This window comes from Stappia sp. WLB 29 (genome assembly GCF_023507705.1).
Classification (GTDB): domain Bacteria; phylum Pseudomonadota; class Alphaproteobacteria; order Rhizobiales; family Stappiaceae; genus Stappia.
In genome coordinates this window covers 60599-79111 of the sequence record NZ_JALBGD010000003.1, presented here as the reverse complement: position 1 = coordinate 79111, position 18513 = coordinate 60599, and the positions used below count along the sequence as shown (strand labels likewise).

The 18513-nt window shown below is 69.0% G+C and carries 16 protein-coding genes; 7 read left to right on the top strand and 9 right to left on the bottom strand.

Going from position 1 to position 18513, the window contains the following annotated elements; translation table 11 throughout:
- Positions 1-9: 9 nt before the first annotated feature.
- From MNI96_RS06650 to MNI96_RS06640, 3 genes are read right to left on the bottom strand one after another with little or no spacing between them, the layout of a single operon-like run.
- Entirely contained in the window at positions 10-903 is an 894-nt protein-coding gene (locus tag MNI96_RS06650; RefSeq protein ID WP_249691497.1) for an MBL fold metallo-hydrolase, read from the bottom strand.
- Between the two features lie 55 nt (positions 904-958).
- Positions 959-1396 carry a DUF6691 family protein gene (locus MNI96_RS06645; protein WP_249691496.1) on the bottom strand — a complete coding sequence of 146 codons (438 nt, stop codon included), beginning with the start codon at positions 1394-1396 and terminating at the stop codon, positions 959-961.
- A 3-nt stretch (positions 1397-1399) separates the two neighbouring features.
- Positions 1400-1843: a YeeE/YedE family protein gene (locus tag MNI96_RS06640; protein WP_249691495.1), complete on the bottom strand. Its 444-nt coding sequence runs from the start codon at positions 1841-1843 to the stop codon at positions 1400-1402.
- A 165-nt stretch (positions 1844-2008) separates the two neighbouring features.
- Between MNI96_RS06640 and MNI96_RS06635 the strand changes: the two genes are divergently transcribed.
- Complete coding sequence (locus tag MNI96_RS06635; RefSeq protein ID WP_249691494.1) at positions 2009-2320, top strand: ArsR/SmtB family transcription factor; 312 nt, start codon at positions 2009-2011, stop codon at positions 2318-2320.
- Here MNI96_RS06635 and MNI96_RS06630 read toward each other — a convergent pair.
- Complete coding sequence (locus tag MNI96_RS06630; protein ID WP_249691493.1) at positions 2275-4362, bottom strand: bifunctional DedA family/phosphatase PAP2 family protein; 2088 nt, start codon at positions 4360-4362, stop codon at positions 2275-2277. The two genes, MNI96_RS06635 and MNI96_RS06630, sit on opposite strands and share 46 nt — an antisense overlap.
- 305 nt (positions 4363-4667) lie before the next feature.
- Between MNI96_RS06630 and pap the strand changes: the two genes are divergently transcribed.
- Positions 4668-6134 (top strand): polyphosphate:AMP phosphotransferase, encoded by a 1467-nt coding sequence (gene pap, locus MNI96_RS06625; protein ID WP_249691492.1) that lies wholly within the window; start codon positions 4668-4670, stop codon positions 6132-6134.
- Positions 6135-6143: 9 nt separating this feature from the next.
- On the opposite strand, the gene MNI96_RS06620 is transcribed toward pap, so the two are convergent.
- Positions 6144-6926 carry an AraC family transcriptional regulator gene (locus MNI96_RS06620; RefSeq protein ID WP_249691491.1) on the bottom strand — a complete coding sequence of 261 codons (783 nt, stop codon included), beginning with the start codon at positions 6924-6926 and terminating at the stop codon, positions 6144-6146.
- A gap of 203 nt (positions 6927-7129) precedes the next feature.
- On the opposite strand from MNI96_RS06620, the gene pobA reads away from it, so the two are divergent.
- The 4 genes from pobA to MNI96_RS06600 all read left to right on the top strand — a co-directional run bounded on the left by pobA (position 7130) and on the right by MNI96_RS06600 (position 12473).
- Complete coding sequence (gene pobA / locus MNI96_RS06615; RefSeq protein WP_249691489.1) at positions 7130-8344, top strand: 4-hydroxybenzoate 3-monooxygenase; 1215 nt, start codon at positions 7130-7132, stop codon at positions 8342-8344.
- 87 nt (positions 8345-8431) lie between these two features.
- The gene (locus MNI96_RS06610; RefSeq protein ID WP_249691488.1) at positions 8432-9721 is read left to right on the top strand and encodes an amidohydrolase family protein; all 1290 of its coding nucleotides are present in this window, start codon (positions 8432-8434) and stop codon (positions 9719-9721) included.
- A 189-nt stretch (positions 9722-9910) separates the two neighbouring features.
- Positions 9911-11473, top strand: coding sequence for a cytochrome P450 (locus tag MNI96_RS06605; protein WP_249691486.1), 1563 nt, complete (start codon positions 9911-9913; stop codon positions 11471-11473).
- Positions 11474-11483: 10 nt separating this feature from the next.
- Positions 11484-12473 (top strand): lysophospholipid acyltransferase family protein, encoded by a 990-nt coding sequence (locus tag MNI96_RS06600; RefSeq protein ID WP_249691484.1) that lies wholly within the window; start codon positions 11484-11486, stop codon positions 12471-12473.
- A gap of 19 nt (positions 12474-12492) precedes the next feature.
- On the opposite strand, the gene MNI96_RS06595 is transcribed toward MNI96_RS06600, so the two are convergent.
- Together MNI96_RS06595 and MNI96_RS06590 are read right to left on the bottom strand one after the other, a co-directional pair.
- Positions 12493-13815: a TRAP transporter large permease gene (locus MNI96_RS06595; RefSeq protein WP_249691482.1), complete on the bottom strand. Its 1323-nt coding sequence runs from the start codon at positions 13813-13815 to the stop codon at positions 12493-12495.
- 6 nt (positions 13816-13821) lie between these two features.
- Positions 13822-14343 (bottom strand): TRAP transporter small permease, encoded by a 522-nt coding sequence (locus MNI96_RS06590; protein WP_249691480.1) that lies wholly within the window; start codon positions 14341-14343, stop codon positions 13822-13824.
- A gap of 310 nt (positions 14344-14653) precedes the next feature.
- On the opposite strand from MNI96_RS06590, the gene MNI96_RS06585 reads away from it, so the two are divergent.
- Complete coding sequence (locus MNI96_RS06585) at positions 14654-16369, top strand: sulfatase-like hydrolase/transferase (RefSeq protein WP_349629133.1); 1716 nt, start codon at positions 14654-14656, stop codon at positions 16367-16369.
- Here MNI96_RS06585 and nagA read toward each other — a convergent pair.
- Both nagA and MNI96_RS06575 read right to left on the bottom strand, forming a co-directional pair.
- Positions 16357-17544: an N-acetylglucosamine-6-phosphate deacetylase gene (gene nagA / locus MNI96_RS06580; RefSeq protein ID WP_249691478.1), complete on the bottom strand. Its 1188-nt coding sequence runs from the start codon at positions 17542-17544 to the stop codon at positions 16357-16359. The two genes, MNI96_RS06585 and nagA, sit on opposite strands and share 13 nt — an antisense overlap.
- Before the next feature lie 86 nt (positions 17545-17630).
- Entirely contained in the window at positions 17631-18500 is an 870-nt protein-coding gene (locus tag MNI96_RS06575) for a glucosamine kinase nucleotide-binding domain-containing protein (RefSeq protein WP_249691477.1), read from the bottom strand.
- Between the last annotated feature and the right edge of the window lie 13 nt (positions 18501-18513).

Here is an 18513-nt window from a genome sequence, read left to right as displayed (position 1 = left end):
TTCCTGTCCTTACAATCCGTTGACCGGCACCTTGAGGAAGGTCCGGCCGCTGTCATCCTTCGGCGGCAGTTTGCCGGCGCGCATGTTGACCTGTATCGAGGGAATGATCAATTTCGGCATGTCGAGGGTGGCATCGCGCGCCTGGCGCATCGCCACGAATTCTTCCTCCGTGACGCCGTCGCGCACATGGATGTTGTGCTTGCGCTCCTCGCCCACCGTGGTTTCCCAGCGGATCTCGCGGCCGTTCGGGCCGTAGTCGTGGCACATGAACAGGCGCGTTTCCTCAGGCAGCGACAGCACCTTGCGGATCGAATGGTAGAGCTCGTGCGCATCGCCCCCGGGAAAGTCGGCCCGGGCTGTGCCGCCGTCGGGCATGAACAGCGTGTCGCCGACGAAGGCTGCATTGCCCATCACATGGGTCATGCAGGCTGGGGTATGGCCGGGCGTGTGCATGGCGAAGCAGGCCATGCCGCCGACCGTATAGGTGTCGCCGTCGCGGAACAGGTGGTCGAACTGCGAGCCGTCGCGCTGGAATTCGGTGCCCTCGTTGAACACCTTTCCGAACGTGTCCTGCACGGTCCTGATGTTCTCGCCGATGCCGATGCGCCCGCCGAGTTTCTCCTGGATGTAGGGCGCGCCCGACAGGTGGTCGGCATGGACATGGGTCTCGATCAGCCAGTCGACCGTCAGCCCGTTCTCGCGGACGAAGTCGATGATCCGGTCGGCGGACTCGTAGGAAATGCGGCCGGCGGCGTAGTCGATGTCCATCACGCTGTCGACGACGGCGCAGGCCTTGGATCCCGGATCCTGGACCACATAGGAGATCGTGTTGGTCTTGGGGTCGAAGAAGGCGGTGACCTCGGGCCGGGTCGCCGGGTCGAGAGGATAGGTCGTCTCGGTCATCGTGGGATGCTCCATCGGTCTCGATATCGGTTGAGAGACTATGCGGGAAGCCGTGTCAGGCTGCCTGCGGTCGTTGGGCGCGCCGGGCCTCGAGAAGGCGCACCGCGGCGATCGCCGCTGTCAGCGCGCCGGCGAAAGCCAGCGGTTCGATCCGGCCGAGGCCGAGCGCCGGCACCACGCCGCCCGGGCAGAAGCCGGCGATGCCCCAGCCGATGCCGAACAGCGCGGAACCGCCGATGAGCCGGCCGTCGAGGGCGGTGCGGGCCGGCAGCGAGAAGCTCGTCGCCAATGCCGGTGCCGGACGGGCCAGCACCAGCCGGTAACCGATCGCCGCGACCAGCAGCGCACCGCCCATGACGAAGGCGAGCGAGGGATCCCAGCTGCCGGCGAAGTCGAAGAAGTTCAGGACCTTGGCCGGGTTGGCCATGCCCGACAGCAGGAGCCCGGCGCCGAACAGGAGGCCGATGAGAAAGGCGGAAGCGATGCGGATCATCGGTCAGGCTCCAAGGACGTGGCGGACGAGAAAGACGGTGGCGGCTGTGGTCGCCATGAAGGTCAGCGTGGCGGCGATCGAGCGTACCGAAAACCGCGCCATGCCGCATACGCCGTGGCCGGACGGGCAGCCGTTGGCATAGGACACGCCGACGCCGGCGATCAGGCCACCGGCTACCAGCATCGGCAGGGAGACGGGCACTTCGATCTCGGGCAGGCTGCCCGTCGCGGCCAGGAGCACCAGCGGCGAGGCGATCATGCCTGCAAGAAATGCCAAGCGCCACCCTCTTTCGCCGGCCGCGGTCGCGCCGCCCGCATAGGGCGGCAGCAGGCCGCCGATCATGCCGCTGATACCTGCAATCCGCCCCAGAAGCGCCATGGTCAGCACCGCCGCGAGGCCGATCAGCATGCCGCCCAGGGCTGAAGTAAGGGGAGTGAACTCGCTCATGTCGACATCTCGCCAAACGGTGATTTTCGGGATTTTCCGAGGCTATGAATCGCGGCTTCTGTCAATGGCACTTTGGCACAGTTGCGACTCGCTGACCCATAAGGGCTTCCTCGAATGGAAAATATATGTGAGCCATATAAATTAGAAAACATGAATATTCAAGATATGGAAAATAAGGCCGATGAGGCCGCCGCTCTGCTCGCGTCGATGGCCAACAGTCGCCGTCTGCTGGTGCTGTGCCACCTCGTACGCGGCGAACACTGCGTCGGCGCACTGGCCGAACGGGTCGGCCTCAGCCAATCGGCCCTGTCCCAGCACCTTGCGAAAATGCGGGTCCAGGGCCTGGTCGAGGCCCGGCGCGAGGGCCAGACGGTCTATTACAGTCTGGCCGGCACGGAAGTGCTTGCCGTTCTCGAGACGCTCTACGGCATCTATTGCGGGGCCGATGCCGGCTCCGAGGGCGCCGACGGCGCCTGATCGGGGCGCAGCAGGTCCACGGCTTCGCCGCCTAACGCCACCGTCGACCCGTCGCTTCGCATTTTCAGCACCACTCCCGGCAGCCCGTTCAGCGGGTTCTCGTCCGCCTGCGGCAGGTCGCGGTCCGCGCGCGGCGCCGACAGCTCGTTAAGCGGGCGCAGGATGCGCTCGTGGATCAGCGAACCGACGCGCAGCGGCAGCCGTTCGCCGGTCTGCGTCACGATCTCGAAGCGCGTCTGCCACAGCCGCAACACCCAGCGTCCCCCATCCGTGCTTCCGTCCGCGCCGATGGCCTCGTCCTCGTCCCGCCGCACCAGGACCAGATCGGCGCCGCGTCCGTTCTGGATGCGCGGCAGCGCGGGCAGATCTTCCGGTGCGGTCTGCCCGGTAAGGAAGCCGGCAAAGGTGGTGAGCGACCAGCCCGGCGCCGGCCGATAGCCGTCCTGCGCCAGCGCTTCAGCCAATGCCTGCGGGTCGCCGCTCCATTGCAGGATCAGCGGTTCCTCGCGTTCGCCGCTGAGTTCGATCCGGTGCGCGGGCACCTTTTCCCAGCCGCCGGACAGCCATTCCTGGCTCGTCAGCGTCTCCACCGGCTTGGTCGGGCGGTACATGTCCCGCGCCCGGTCGAAGTCGCGCGACACGTGAATGCCGCCGACGACCGCCAGCGTCACCACCGTCAGGGCCGCCAGGGACCAACGGCCGATCTTCTCGTTGTGCACCGAGCCGAAGACGAAGGCGAAGGTGGCGACCATCGCCGTGCCGAAGGTGATGCCGCCGACCACGTCGCTCATCCAGTGGGCGCCGAGATAGATCCGCGAGAAGGCGACCGCGCCGATCAGCGGCACGGCCAGCGAGAAGACGCCGGCCTTGATCAGGGGCGAACGGTCGTGGGCGACCAACACAGCGATGATGCCGAACAGCACCGCCGTCAGCGTCGCGTGGCCGGAGGGAAAGGACAGCGAGTCGGCCCCGGTATAGATCTCGATCGGCCGCTCGCGCTGGAACAGCGACTTGAAAAAAGGCACGAAAACCGCCGCACTGGCCATCGCGATCATCAGGCCGGTGGCCCGTCGCCAGGCTTTGCGGGCGAACAGGTAGACGATTACCACGGCCGCGACGGCGGCGATCACCACCCCGTCGCCGAGCATGGTGATGAAGGTCATGATGTCGTCGCCGACCGGCGTGCGCAGGTCCTGGAACAGGTTGCGGATCGACGTATCGGCACGGTTGAGCCCGTTGTCGGGCGAGATCGCCGCCGCCAGCGCCGCGAACAGCGGCACGGTGACGATCAGCAGCAGCGCCGAGACGATCATGCCGGCCGAGCGCGGATGCGCCGGATCCAGCATCTGCGCCAGCCACAGGCTGACGCGGTCGGGCCGCGAACCCAGCCATTCGACCACCTTCAGCCGGCTGCCCGCATAGAGCGGCAGCACGATCAGGATCAGCCAGCGGGCGATCATCACGGCGACGAAGAGCAGCACCAGGAGCACGCCGAGCACCGTGGCCAGCCTGCCGCTGATTTCGCCCAGCGCGCTGAAGGCGGTGCCGGCGATGACGCCGGGACCCAGATGCACGATGGCCCAGACGATCGCCGAAGTGACGTTGATGAAGGTGAAGCGGCCGACCGGCATGCCGACCATGCCGGCAATCCCCGGCACGATGGCCTTCACGCCCGGCACGAAGCGGCCGATGAACACGCTCTTGCCGCCATGCAGCAGGAAATAGGCTTCGCCCCGCTCCACCAGCGTCCGGTAGCGGTTGAATGGCCAGACCGACTTGATCTGGTCCTTGTAGACATGCCCGACCCAGTACGAGATCGCATCGCCCGCAATGGCGCCCATCGTCGTCCAGAACAGGATCGGCCAGGGATCGAGCTTGCCGAGACCGACCAGCGTTCCCGCGCCCACCAGCACCACGGTCGAGGGCACGAACATCCCGATGATGAACAGCGCCTCCCCCATGGCGATCGTGAACACGACCACGTTGGCGAGAATCGGGTTTTCGCCGATGAAGGCGACGAGCTGATTGAGAAGGTCGGTCACGAGACGCGGCCCGGCATGAACTGTTTCCTGGCTGGCGCGGGCGGAAATCCCCGGCGCGGCCCGTTACATGTACGTCCTGCGGCCGGCTTCGCCAATCCTCGGGAGGAGCATTTTTCCCGTTCCGCTCCGCGTCTTGGCGCAGGGCATATGACAGGCGCTGCCCGTGCGACTATATGTGGCGCCCCGTCGCTCCGGGCAGGGCCCGTTCATGCCCCCGGCCATTGCATCGCGGCGGCACGCACGGCACCTTGGATCCCGTCCGCGCACCGCGCGCCGGCCGCATGTCAGCAGGAGAGCAGCGTCCCGTGTTCCAGTCGGCTTCCCTTCCCCTCGACCTGTCCCGCACCGACTTCGACGCGCTCGAGCCGAAGCTGCGTACCGAACTTCTGGCCGCCCAGCGTGAGGTGATCGAGAAGAAACCCTTCTCCGTGCTGGTGGTGATCGCCGGGGTCGACGGCGCCGGCAAGAACGACGCCATCGCCCGTCTGCACGAATGGCTCGACGTGCGCTACGTTACCTGCAACGCCTATGACGAGGAGACCGACGAAGAGCGCGGCCGCCCGGACCTGTGGCGCTACTGGCGCGACCTGCCGGCGTTGGGCGAGACTTCCGTCGTCGTCTCCTCCTGGTACAACGAGCCGCTGCGCTGCTTCGTTCAGGGCGAGATCGGCGAGGCCGAGTTCGAGCGCCGGCTTGCCCGCATCAACCGGTTCGAGGAGCTGCTTGCCAGCGAAAACGTGCTGGTGCTGAAATTCTGGTTCTCGCTCACCCCCGAAACCCAGAAACGCCGATTGAAAGGGCTCGGCCGCAAGGACCGCGCCCGCCGCATTCTCGCCGAATGGGCCGATATCGCCCACGCACCCGGCGCCCAGGCGGCGTTCGAGCGTGCTGCCCTCGCCACCTCCTCCCCGGCCGCGCCCTGGATCGTCATCCCCAGCGACGAGGCGCGCGCCCGCGATCTTGCGCTCGGCCGCTGCGTCGAGATGGCGATTCGCCGGAGGCTGGAGGCGGTTCCCGCCGATCCGCTGGCGCTGCCGGCCGTGGTCGCCGGCATCGAGCGGCGCAGCGCCGTCGAGGCCGTGGATCTCGGTGCCCGCCTGTCGAAACACCGCTACCGCACGGAGCTCGACCGGCTGCAGGGCGAGCTTGCCCGCCTCGTCGACCGCAAGGCGTTCCGCGGCCGCTCGCTCGTCCTCGCCTTCGAGGGCAACGACGCTGCCGGCAAGGGCGGTGCCATCCGCCGGGTGATTCGCCCGCTCGATCCGCGCCGCTACCGCGTCCACCGCATCGCCGCCCCGAGCGAGGAGGAGCACGCCCATCCCTGGCTATGGCGGTTCTGGAACCGGCTGCCCCGGCGCGGACACTCGGCGGTCTTCGACCGGTCCTGGTACGGACGGGTGCTGGTGGAACGGGTCGAGGGCTTCTGCAGCGAGGCCGAGTGGTCGCGCGCCTACAATGAAATCAACGAGTTCGAGGCCGGGCTTACCGATGCCGGCGCCATCGTCGTCAAGGTTTGGCTGGCGATCAGCCGACAGGAGCAACTCGCCCGCTTCAAGGAGCGCGAGGAGACGCCCTACAAGCAGTTCAAGATCACCGACGAGGACTGGCGCAACCGGCTGAAATGGGACCAGTACGCCGAGGCGGCCGGAGACATGATCGATCGGACCTCGACCAGTTTCGCGCCCTGGCATCTGGTCGCTGCCGAAGACAAGCGCTTCGCCCGCGTCGAGGTGCTGCGCCGCTTGGTCGAGCGGCTGGAAGCCGCGCTGTGAGCGGCGGCCTCATTCCGCACCTGAGGTGAAGCCCCGGCGAAACGCCCGCGGCGACAGGCCTGTCGCGGCGGAGAACACCCGCGAGAAATGCCCCGGATCGGCGAAGCCCAGCCGATAGGCGATGTCGGCGACGGCCCCTTGCGTATAGGCCAGCAGCCGCCGGGCCTCCAGCATCTGCCGCTCGCGCAGCACCGCCGAGGCCGGTTGGCCGAGCGCCTGCCGGCAGGCGCGGGTCAGGTGCGGCGTGGTCACCGCAAGGGCCGCCGCATACGGCTCCAAGGCGTGCCACTCCCGATGATGAGCATCGACAAGCGCCTGGAAACGCGCGGCGAGCCGGGCCGCGGCGCTGCCGGCTCCCGCCTGCGGCCCGGCCTGCGGATTGGCCTCCAGCAGCCTCAGCGCCCAGATGAAGATCAGCGTTGCCAGCGCGGCCAGCGCCTCGCCGCGATTGTCCCTGCGGCCCTGCTGCTCGGCCAGCAAGGCCTCAAGCTCGGGCGGCGCGGTGCGGGCCTGGCCGATATGCACGCCCAGCAGCTGCCCGCGCGGGTCGATACGCGCGCGGATCGGCTCGAACACTGCCACCGGCAGGGTCAGCACGGTGCCGGTGCTGCCCGGCAGGAAGCGGAATCCGTGCGCGACGCCTGCCGGCATGTTCAGGAAACTGGCGGCACCGAGCGTGCTCTCGCCATCCTCGCCGATCAGGACGCCGCCGCCGCGCTCGATCCAGAACAGCTGGTGCAGCGAGGGATGCCGATGGCGGGCGATGCGCCAGCGGCGCGGCCCGCTGCGCACGGACAGATGTTCGATATGAAGCGTATCAGGGAAGCCGGATCCCTCCGGTTCCCCATATAGTTCATAGTCGGGCAGCGATCGCGATGTTCGATTCATCCCTGTATTTGACCGAATTCTGCATTCCCTTGTCCAGCGCTTCGCGCCCATTCTCGACAGAACGGCAAGCCTGCTTCGCAGGCCGATCTCGTCGAGGACCCTTGCGCATGACCCCTGTTCTGTCCGGCCAGACGGCTGCCGGTGTCCCGGCCCGCACCAGCGTCGTCATCGTCGGCGGCGGTCCCTCCGGCCTGCTGCTGTCCCAGCTGCTGCATCTCGCCGGCATTGACAACGTGGTGCTGGAGCGCCGTTCGCGTGCCTATGTGCTCTCGCGCATCCGCGCCGGCGTGCTGGAGCAGGGCACGGTCGACCTGCTGCGCCGGGCCGGCGTCGGCGCCCGCATGGAGCGAGAGGGGCTCGTCCATGACGGCGTCGAGATCGCGTTCCACGACCGGCGCCTGCGCATCGATCTCGCCGGCCTGACCGGCGGGCGCACCGTCACGGTCTACGGCCAGACCGAAGTGACGACGGATCTCTACGCCGCGCGCGATGCCATGGGCGGCACGGTCCTGCACGAGGCGGAGGGTGTCGCGCTGCACGATCTGGAGGGCGCACAGCCTTACGTGACCTTCCGTCTCAGCGAGACTGTCCACCGTATCGACTGCGATTTCGTCGCCGGCTGCGACGGTTTCCACGGCGTCTCGCGCCAGTCTATCCCCGCCGACCGGCTGCGGCTGTTCGAGATGGTCTATCCGTTCGGCTGGCTCGGCCTGCTCGCCGACGTGCCGCCGGCGCACGAGGAATTGATCTATGCCGGCCACGAGCGCGGCTTCGCGCTCTGCTCCATGCGCTCGGCCACCCGCAGCCGCTACTATGTCCAGTGCGGGCTGGACGAGAAGGTCGAAGACTGGTCCGACGACCGGTTCTGGGAGGCGCTGGCGGCGCATCTGCCCGCCGATGTGGCGGCCCGACTCGTCACCGGCCCGTCCATCGAGAAAAGCATCGCGCCCTTGCGCTCCTTCGTCGCCGAGCCGATGCGCTTCGGCCGGCTGTTCCTGGCCGGAGACGCCGCCCATATCGTGCCGCCGACCGGCGCCAAGGGCCTCAATCTCGCCGCCTCCGACATCCACTACCTGTCGGAAGCGCTGATCGCCTATTACGGGGGCGGCGACGACGGCGGTCTTGCCGCCTATTCCGACCGGGCACTGGCAAGGGTTTGGAAAGCCGAGCGTTTTTCCTGGTGGATGACGACGACCCTGCACCGCTTCCCGGAAAAGGGCGCGTTCGGCGCCCGCATGCAGGAGGCGGAATTCGACTATCTCGCCTCCTCCCGCGCCGCGCAGACGATGCTCGCCGAAAACTATGTCGGCCTGCCCTACTGAGCGGGCGCGCTTGAAACCGGAGCGCTGGAGGCCGAAACTGCGGCGAACCCGCCCCGAGCCTTGTGCTGATTCCGGAAAAAGCCGCCCATGTCCTTCGATCTTCTCGTCAAGAACGCCAAGCTGCCCGACGGGCGCGCGCACATCGACATCGCCTGCCGGGACGGCCGCATCGTCGCCGTCGAGCCCGGCATTTCGGGCGAGGCGGCCCGTGTGATCGAGGCCGGCGGCCGGCTGGTATCCCCGCCCTTCGTCGACAGCCATTTCCACATGGACGCGACGCTGTCGCTCGGCCTGCCGCGGATGAACGAGAGCGGCACCTTGCTGGAAGGCATCGCCCTGTGGGGCGAGTTGAAGCCGCTGCTCACCGTCGAGGCGGTGGTCGAGCGGGCGCTGCGTTACTGCGATCTTGCTGTTTCGCAAGGGCTTTTGGCGATCCGCACCCATGTCGACGTCTGCGACGACCGGCTGACCGGCGTCGAGGCGCTGCTAGAGGTGCGCGAGAGGGTCGCGCCCTATATCGACCTGCAGCTCGTCGCCTTCCCGCAGGACGGGCTCTATCGCTCGCCCCAGGCCGAGCGCAATCTTATCCGCGCGCTCGACATGGGCGTCGACGTGGTCGGCGGCATCCCGCATTTCGAGCGGACGATGGACGACGGTGCACGCTCGGTGCGGGCGCTGTGCGAGCTCGCCGCCGCGCGCGGGCTGATGGTCGACATGCATTGCGACGAGAGCGACGACCCGATGTCGCGCCACATCGAGACGCTGGCCTGCGAGACGCAGCGCCTCGGCCTCAACGGCCGGGTCGCCGGCTCGCACCTCACCTCGATGCATTCGATGGACAATTATTACGTCTCCAAGCTCCTGCCGCTGATCGCCGAGGCGCAGGTGCATGTCATCGCCAACCCCTTGATAAACATCACGCTTCAGGGCCGCCACGACACCTATCCGAAGCGCCGGGGCCAGACCCGCGTGCCGGAAATGCGCAAGCACGGCATCAATGTTTCCTTCGGCCACGACTGCGTCATGGACCCCTGGTACTCGATGGGATCGGGCGACATGCTGGAGGTCGCATCGATGGGGCTGCACGTCGCGCAGATGATGAGCCGCGACGAAATACGCTATGCTTTCGAATGCGTTACGACCCATCCGGCGCGCGCGCTGGGGCTGCAGGGCTACGGTATCGCGCCCGGCTGCAACGCCGATTTCGTGCTGCTGCAGGCGGCCGACACGATCGAGGCGATCCGGCTGCGGGCCCGCCGCCTGGCCGTCGTGCGCCGCGGCAAGGTGATCGCGCAGAGCGATCCGGCGATCACGCGCCTGTCGCTCGAGGGACGGCCGGAAACGGTCGATCCGGCGGCTTACGCGCCTGTAAAATAAGATTTTTTCGCCGGTCTCCTCGATTCTCGAATTTCGAGACGGATTCTGCGAAATTCCGTCTCAATCTCGCGAAATTTCGAGACACGCGTCTCGAAATTGCCCAAAGGCCGGACTTGGAGCCGGTCGCCAGGTTTGCCATAAGGGAGGGACGAGACGGCCTCCGGCCGGACAGGACCCCGGACAGAACCCATGCAGCGACCGACAGGAACCATCGACGGGGAGAGTGCAGGACTCCCCAGCGGGGATAGGACCGGGGACAAGTCCGCCGCCGGCTGCCCGGTCGCCGGCCATGGCGCAGCCTCTTCCGCGCCCGCCGAGGCGCCGGCGCCAGACGTCGAGGCAGCGGCGCCCGGCACCTATATGCCGCCCTGCCCGCTGCGCCCGGCATCGACGCCGCCGGTCTGGAAGCTGATCGGGCTCGCCCGCCGCAACTTCCTCTCGGTCTGGCCGACCTCGGCCTTCGCCAAACCCTGGCTGCGCGTCGCCGTGCTGCGCAAGCAGATCTTCGTCTGCAACAGTCCGGACCTGGTCCAGGAAGCCTTCGTGCGCAAGCACGATACGTTCGAGCGCAAGAGCGCGCAGATGCGCCACGCGCTGGAACCGCTGCTCGGCGACGGCCTGTTCATCTCCGACGGCGAGACCTGGCGCCGCCGCCGCCAGATCGTCGGCCCGATCATCCACGCCTCGAAGGTCCGCGACTTTTTCCCCGTCATGGCCGAGACCATCGCCGAGCGGCGCGCCGCCTGGGAGGCGGCCGGTCCGGATGCACCGGTCGACATGCTGCAGGAGATGGCGCACCTGACGGCGGAGATCATCTGCCGGACCATCTTCGGCAGCCAGCTCGGACGCGACTACGCCGCCGAAGTGGTCGAAAGCTTCACCGACTATCAGCGCCATATCGACCAGATCGACCTGATCTCGCTGCTCGGCCTGCCCGACTGGCTGCCGCGCCGGCGCGGCCGGGCGATCCGCCGCGCGGTCGCGCGCATCGACAAGGTGCTCGACGAGATCATCACCAGCTACGAGGCGCGCCGGAGCGACGGCGAGACCTCGGTGATCGGCGGGCTGCTGGAGGCCCGCGACGAGGACGGCAAGCCGCTGTCGCGCGAGGCGATCCGCAACGAGGCGGCGGTGATCTTCATGGCCGGCCACGAAACGACGGCCAACACGCTGGCCTGGGCCTGGTTCCTGCTGTCCCAGGCGCCCTGGGCGCGCGAGGCGCTCAAGACCGAGCTCGACACGGTGCTGGCCGGCAGGACGCCGGAGTTTTCCGATGTCGCCCGCCTGTCCTATACCCGCGCGGTGATCGAGGAGACCCTGCGGCTTTATCCCCCCGTGCCGATCCTTGCCCGCGAGGCGCTGGCCGACGACACGATCGGCGGCGTCGCGACGCCCAAGGGCTCGCTGGTCATGGTCGTGCCCTGGCTGCTGCACCGCAATCCGGAACTGTGGCAGCGCGCCGACAATTTCGAGCCGGAACGGTTCCTCGGCGCAACGCGCGGCGGCCAGTCGAAATTCGGCTACGTGCCCTTCGCCATCGGGCCGCGCATCTGCGCCGGCCTTGCCTTCGGCCTGACCGAATCGATCCTGTCGCTGGCGATGCTGGCGCAGGGCTTCGACGTGCGGCTGGAGCCGGGCACCGACGTGCAGCCGGTCTGCCGGCTGACGCTGCGCCCGGGCGAGCGCCTGCCGATGCGGCTTCAGCCGCGCCGCGCCGCGGCGCCGCACGCGCACCGCCAAGCGCATCCGTGAGCGCCTTGCCGTGACCGCCGTTCGCGGTCGCCGGCGCATCCCGCCGGTCGCCTTCGAGGAAACCCATGCGCGGCAGGTGCCGGGCGAGCCCCGGCGCCGCGAAACGGTGCTGGGGCCGGTCAAGCGCGCCGTCCAAGAAATACTGCGTCGCCTGCCGGTCGGCTTTGCCCCGCGCTTCGGCCGGGCGTTCGCGCCGCTGGTCCGGCATCTGGAGCGGCGGCGGATCTATGCCCGCCGGCTCGCCTGGACGTTCGGCCGGCTGCATCCACGCGCGCCGCTCGCCGCCGCCGAGCAGGACGCGGCGGTGCGCCGCTGGTGGCAGGGGGCGGGCGCGATCCTGGCCGAATATGCGACGATCGAGCGGCTGCGGGCGGCGGGGCGGCTGGAGGTCGACGACCCGCACGGCACGCTGGCCGGGCTGCCGGCGGACGCGCCGGTCGTCTTCGCCTGCGTCCATCTGGGGCCGTTCGAACTGTGTTTCGAGAGTGTGCTCAACACGTTCGGCCGCGAGGCGGTCGGCACCTGGCAGCCGGAGCCCTCGCGCGTCTCCAACCGGATCCTGCACGAGATGCGCGCCCGCTACGGCCTCTATGTGTTTCCGCCCGGCCAGCGCTCGGCCCGGCACCTGCACCGGCTGGTGATTGGAGAGGGCTTCGACGCGATCCTGTTCGTCGACGAGGTGCGCGAGCGGCAGGTCCACCTGCCCGCCTTCGGCCGGCCGCTGCCGGAGCGCGGCAATGCCTCGGTCGCGATCAAGCTGGCCTTGAGAACCGGGGCGCCGGTGGTGCCGATCCACGTGCTGCGCTCAAGCGCGGCGCGCTACCGGGTGCATGTCGGCGCGCCGCTCGATTTTCAGCGGGACGGTGCGCCCGAGTGCGCCACAAGGGCCGGAATTGCCGCGCTCGACCGGCATTTCGAGCCGGTCGTGCGGCAGAACCTCGACCAGTGGTACATGCTGAAGGAATTGCGCCTGCCGGACTTCGATCCGGCAAGGGTCTGAGCGGGGCCTCGCGGCCCCGTCAGTAGAGCAGCCGCACAAGGGCGAGCGTCAGGCCCGGGAACAGCACCAGGATCGCCACCCGGACGATGTCGCTGGCGATGAAGGGCACGACGCCGCGGAAGGTCTGCGACAGCGGCACGTCGGGCGCCATCGAGTTGATGACGAAGAGATTCATGCCGACCGGCGGCGTTATCAATCCCACCTCCACCACGATCAGCACGATGATGCCGAACCACAGGGCGAACTCCTCCGGCGGCAGGCCGAAGTCGAGCGCCGAGACGATGGGAAAGAAGATCGGGATCGTCAGCAGGATCATGGAGAGCGAATCCATGATGCAGCCGAAGACGAGGTAGCAGACCAGGATGATCAGCAGCACGGTCCAGGGATTGAGGCCGAGTTCGCCGACATAGGCCGCCGACTGCTGCGGCAGCTGGGAGAAGGCGAGAAAGCCGTTGTAGACCGTGGCGCCGAGCACGATGAAGAAGATCATGCCGGTGGCGCTGGCGGTCGACAGGAAGGACTCCACCAGCCCCTTGCGGTCGAGCCCGCCGTTGAGAAGGGCGACGATGCCGGTGCCGGCCGCGCCGACGGCAGCGCCCTCGGTCGGGGTGAAGACGCCGGAATAGATGCCGCCGATCACCGCGACGAAGATCACCATCACCGGCCAGACGGCGATCAGCGCGGCGATTCGCTCCGCTCGGCTCGCCTTGTCCTGGCTGCCGGCGCTGTTCGGGCGGAAGCGCACATAGAGCGAGACGGTGAGCATGTAGCCGAGGGCGGCAAGGATGCCGGGAATGAAAGCGGCGACGAAGAGCTTGGCGATGTTCTGCTCCGTCAGGATGGCGTAGATCACCAGCACCACGGAGGGCGGAATGAGGATGCCGAGCGTACCGCCGGCGGCAAGGCAGGCGGTCGACAGGGCGCCGGAATAGCCGCAGCGCCGCATCTCGGGAAGCGCCACCTGGCCCATGGTCGCGGCGGTGGCGAGCGAGGAGCCGCAGATCGCGCCGAAGCCGCCGCAGGCCGCGACCGCCGCCATGGCGACGCCGCCGCGCCGGTGGCCGACCATGGTCTCGGCGGCGCGGAACAGGGCGCGCGACATGCCGCCGCGCGTGGCGAACTGGCCCATCAGCAGGAACAGCGGCACGATGGACAGCGAGTAGTTGGAAAAGGTGCTGTAGACCAGCGACTTGAGCTGCGCCAGGATCGGCACCGAGCTCCCCGTGACCAGCGACGTGCCGGCGATGCCGACCAGCAGCATCGACAGGCCGATGGGCAGGCGCAGGAAGATCATCAGCAGCAGGACGGGAACCGACCACAGGCCGTATTCGAGCGATGACACGTTCGGTTACTCCCGGCCGGCGGCGAGCGGCCGCGCAAGGGTCTCGTCCAGGCTGCGCCAGACCGTGTAGGCGCAGACCACCACGCCAAAACCGGCACCGGCCACCGCCGCGGCATAGGGCCACCACAGCGGAAACTGCAGGATGAAGGTGGTCTCGTGATAAGCCTGCTTGTCCAGCATGCCGAGCCACAGGCGCCAGCAGATCAGCCCGCTCGCCAGCGTCATCAGGATGTTGGCGACGAGATCGACGCCTGCGTTGACCCTGGGGCCGAAGCGGGCAAGGAACAGGTCGACCGTGACATGGCCGCGATTGAGCTGGCACCAGGGCAGGAAGGCGAAGATCGCGAAGGCGGTGCCGGCCTCCACCAGTTCGTAGTCGCCCGGAATCGGCCCGAGGCCCACGGAGGTCAGCGCGCGGCCGGTGATCGACACGACGGTCGCGACCGTCAGTGCGACCAGCACCGCGCCGCCGACGATCGCCAGCCAGGCGGAAAGCCGCTCCAGCAGCCGTTCGACGGATTGGCGCATTTGCTTTCTTCCTCCCCAGCGCGGACCTGCCGCTCGGCGGCATGCGGCCCGCAGCCCTCGCGGGCTGCCTTGCGTTCCCTGTCGTCCTGCTCTTAGCCGCTGGCACGCGCCGCGACAACTCCTGCCCTAGGTGCAGGCGACCGGCAAGGCTGACAGGGTGATCCATGCAAAAGGTAATGTAAAATGAGATTTGGATGAGTTTGTATAACCGCAGGCCGGCAGAGCGGGCCTGCACTTGCCTGACCCGGCCGGCTCGGCTCAACTGCGGGCCGTTGGGCAGGTGATTTGGGCCTGAAGGGAGTGTCCGGGAGTGGCGAGACGCGCGCGCAATATCCTTTTCGTGATGTATGACCAGCTGCGCTTCGACTATCTCGGCTGCGCCGGCCATCCGCGGCTCAAGACGCCGAATTTCGACCGGCTGGCGGCGCGCGGGGTGCGCTTCACCAATGCCTATGTGCAGTCGCCGATCTGCGGCGCCTCGCGCATGAGCTTCTATACCGGGCGCTATGTCGGCTCGCACGGCGCGGCCTGGAACAACTATCCGCTGAAGGCGGGCGAGGTGACGCTGGGCGACCACCTGCGGGCGCGCGGCATGGATGCGGTGCTGATCGGCAAGACCCACATGAAGGTCGACGATGCCGGGCTCGACCGGCTCGGCATCTCGCGCGGCGGCATCGTCGGCACGCGCATCGCCGAATGCGGCTTCGATGCCAGGGTGCGCGACGACGGGCTGTGGGCGGAAGGCCCGGACGGGCCCTATGACGCCAAGCCCTCGCCCTATAACGCCTTCCTGAAGGCGCGCGGCTATGACAGCCGCAACCCCTGGCACGACCATGCCAATTCCGGCCTTTCGGCGGAGCGGGACGCGGAGGGGCGCGGCGAAGTCGAGAGCGGCTGGCTGATGCGCAATGCCGGGCTGGCGGCGAATGTGCGGGAAGAGGATGCCGAGACGCCCTGGCTGACCGACGAGACGCTGGCCTTTCTCGCCGAGCGGCGCAAGGAGCGGCGGGCGGTCCCTTGGCTCTGCCACGTTTCCTACATCAAGCCGCACTGGCCCTATATCGTGCCGGCGCCCTATCACGACATGTACGGCCCCGAGGACGTGCTGCCGGCCTTGCGCGATGAGCGCGAGCGCGCCGACCCCAATCCGGTCTTCGAGGCCTTCATGCAGAGCCGGGCCTCGCGCAGCTTCGCCCGCGACGAGGTTCGGGAGGCGGCGATCCCCGCCTATATGGGCCTGGTGCGCCAGTGCGACGACCAGTTCGGCCGGCTGCTCGACGTGCTGGAGGAAAGCGGTGCGCTGGACGACACGATGATCGTCGTCACCTCCGACCATGGCGACTATCTCGGCGACCACTGGCTGGGCGAGAAGGACCTGTTCCACGAGCCCTCGGTGAAGGTGCCGCTGATCGTCTACGACCCCTCGGCAAGGGCCGATGCGACCCGGGGCGGCACCTGCGACGCGCTGGTCGAGGCGATCGATCTCGCCGCCACCTTCGTCGACGTGGCCGGACGCCGGGACGGAGAGGCGGCGGAGCTGCCCGGCCACATCCTGGAGGGGCGCTCGCTGCTGCCCTGGCTGCACGGCGAAAGGCCTGCCGACTGGCGGCGCGCGGCGATCAGCGAATACGACTATTCCTGCACGCCGATGGCCGACCGGCTCGGCGTCTCGGTCGCGGATGCCCGGCTCTTCATGGTGTTCGACGGCCGCTACAAGCTGATCCACGCGGAAGGCGGGCTGCCGCCGATGCTGTTCGACCTGGCAAGCGATCCGTCCGAATTCGTCGATCTCGGCCGCGATCCCGCCCATGCGGGCGAGGTGGCGCGGCTGCGCGCCCTGCTGGCCGACTGGGGCCTGCGGCTCAGCCAGCGCACGACGGTGAGCGATGCGCAGATCCTGGCCCGGCGCGGCGGGGCGGGCGGGCGCACCGGCGTCTTGATCGGCGCCTATGACGAGGCCGATATCGGCGAAGAGGCGATGGCCTTCTATCGCGGCAAGGCGAAACCCATGGATCAGGCCGAATAGAGCCGGCTGCCGGCGATCCAGGTGGCGCGGACCCGCAAGGCGCTATCGAGCTCGACGAAATCCGCGTCAAATCCGGGCAGCAGCCGGCCCTTGCGCTCGGCAAGGCCGGCGGCCTCCGCCGCATGCAGCGAGACCATGCGCAGGGCCAGCTCCAGCGGCAGGCCGACAGGGCCCGCGAGCCGGCGCAGCGAGGCGGACATGTCGATATCGGCACCCGCCAGCGTGCCGTCGGCAAGGGTCAGCCGGCCGAGCCCCTCGCCGACCTGCTCGCGGGCGATCTCGCGGCCGTTCAGCGTGAAGGACGTGGCGTCGGTGCCGAGCGGGGCCATCGCGTCGGTGACGACGAAGAGGCGGCCGGGGCCGGCCTTGCCGCGCGCGGCGATGCCGATCACCGGATCGGTGACATGCAGCCCGTCGACGATGATGCCGGCCGACAGCGCGCCGGTGGCCAGCGCCGCCCCAGCAAGGCCCGGCGCCCGGTGACTAAGCGGGCTCATGGCGTTGAAGAGATGCGTGACGAGGCGCGCGCCGGCGACGGTCGCCGCCAAAGCGGCCGCGTGGTCGGCGTCGCTGTGGCCGAGGCTGACCACGACGCCGGCATCGACGAGGCGGCGGATCGTCTCGCTCGGCACGATCTCGGGCGCCAGCGTGACGACGAGCAGCGGCAGGCGGCGGGCGGCCTCGACGAGCTGCGCGACGTCCTCCTCGTCCATCGGCCGGATCAGCTCGGCGGCGTGGGCGCCCTTGCGCGCGGGGGCGAGATGCGGCCCCTCCAGATGCAGGCCGAGGCAGCCGGGCACGCTGGTCGCCGCGCCGATGGCGGCGCGAATCGCCTGCGCGGTCGTCTGCGGCGTGTCGGTGATCAGCGTCGGCAGGAAGGCGGTGGTGCCGAAGCGGCGATGGGCGGCCGCGATGGCGGCGATGGCATCGCGGTCGGGCGCGGTGTTGAACTGCACCCCGCCGCCGCCATTGACCTGCAGGTCGATGAAGCCGGGCACCAGCATGTCGCCGGCCGCTTCGATCCGCTCGGCGTCGCCCGGCAGGTCGTGGCTGCGGACGATGCCGGCGACGCCGCCGTTTTCCACCAGCAGCACCGCGTTCTCGTGCCAGCTTTCGCCGTCGAAGATCTTGGCGGCAGAGATCGCCAGGGGGCGCCGGGGGGTCTCGTCAGGCATGGTCCGGGCATCCCGCGTCGGGGCCGGCTGTCGCCGGCGGGAGGTTGTTGGCGCTTTTTGCGTCAGCGGCTGGCGGCGCGCAAGCGTCAGGCGGCGAAAAACGCGCGCCTCGCCATGCGCACGGCCCCGTCCAGCGCATCGCCGAGCGGCGCGGCAAGGAGCCCGGCAAGGGGCGGCGCGAGGCGCGGCGCATAGAACGGGGCGAGGCCGCCCATCAGCACGATGCGCTGGCAACCGGGAAAGACAAGCACGGTCAGCATCTCCTCCACCTCCTTGATGAAGGCGACAAGCAGGGCCTCGGCCTCGCCGTCGCCGGCATCGGCTGCGGCAAAGACCGCCGGGGCGTGGCGGGCGAAATCGGCCTGGCGGGCGGAGCCGGCGAAGGCGACCATGCGGGCGGGATCGTCGCCGAAGGCGGCAAGCAGCGTTTCGGCAAGCAACCCGCGCGGGCGCACCCCGTCGCGCGACAGCAGCGCCGATTTCAGCGCCTCGCGGCCGAGCCGGGCACCGCCCCCCTGGTCGGCGAGATGCACGCCCCAGCCGCCGACGCTGCGGATCTCGCCGTCCCGGCGGGCGAGAAAGGCCGAGCCGGTGCCGAGGATCGCCATGATCCCGTCATGGCCCCCGAGCGCGCCTTCCAGCGCGATCTCGCCGTCGCCGACGAGCTCCACCTGCGGAAACGGAAGGGAGAGAAGCGAGCGGCCGTCGCGGCCGAGCTGGCGGGCGCCGGCAAGGCCGAGCAGCGCCGGGCAGGAGGCGATCGCTTCCGCCGGCAGCCCGGCCTCGGCAAGGGCGGAACGCGCCGCGGCGACGATGTTTGCGGCGGCCTGCTGCGGGTCGGTCGCGATATTGGCGGGGCCGGCGAGACCGCGCGAGACGATCTCGCCGTCAGGGCCGGCAAGGGCGGCGCGGCAGGTGCTGCCGCCGCCGTCGATGGCGATGAGCCAGGAGCTCATGTCGGCGCGCTCA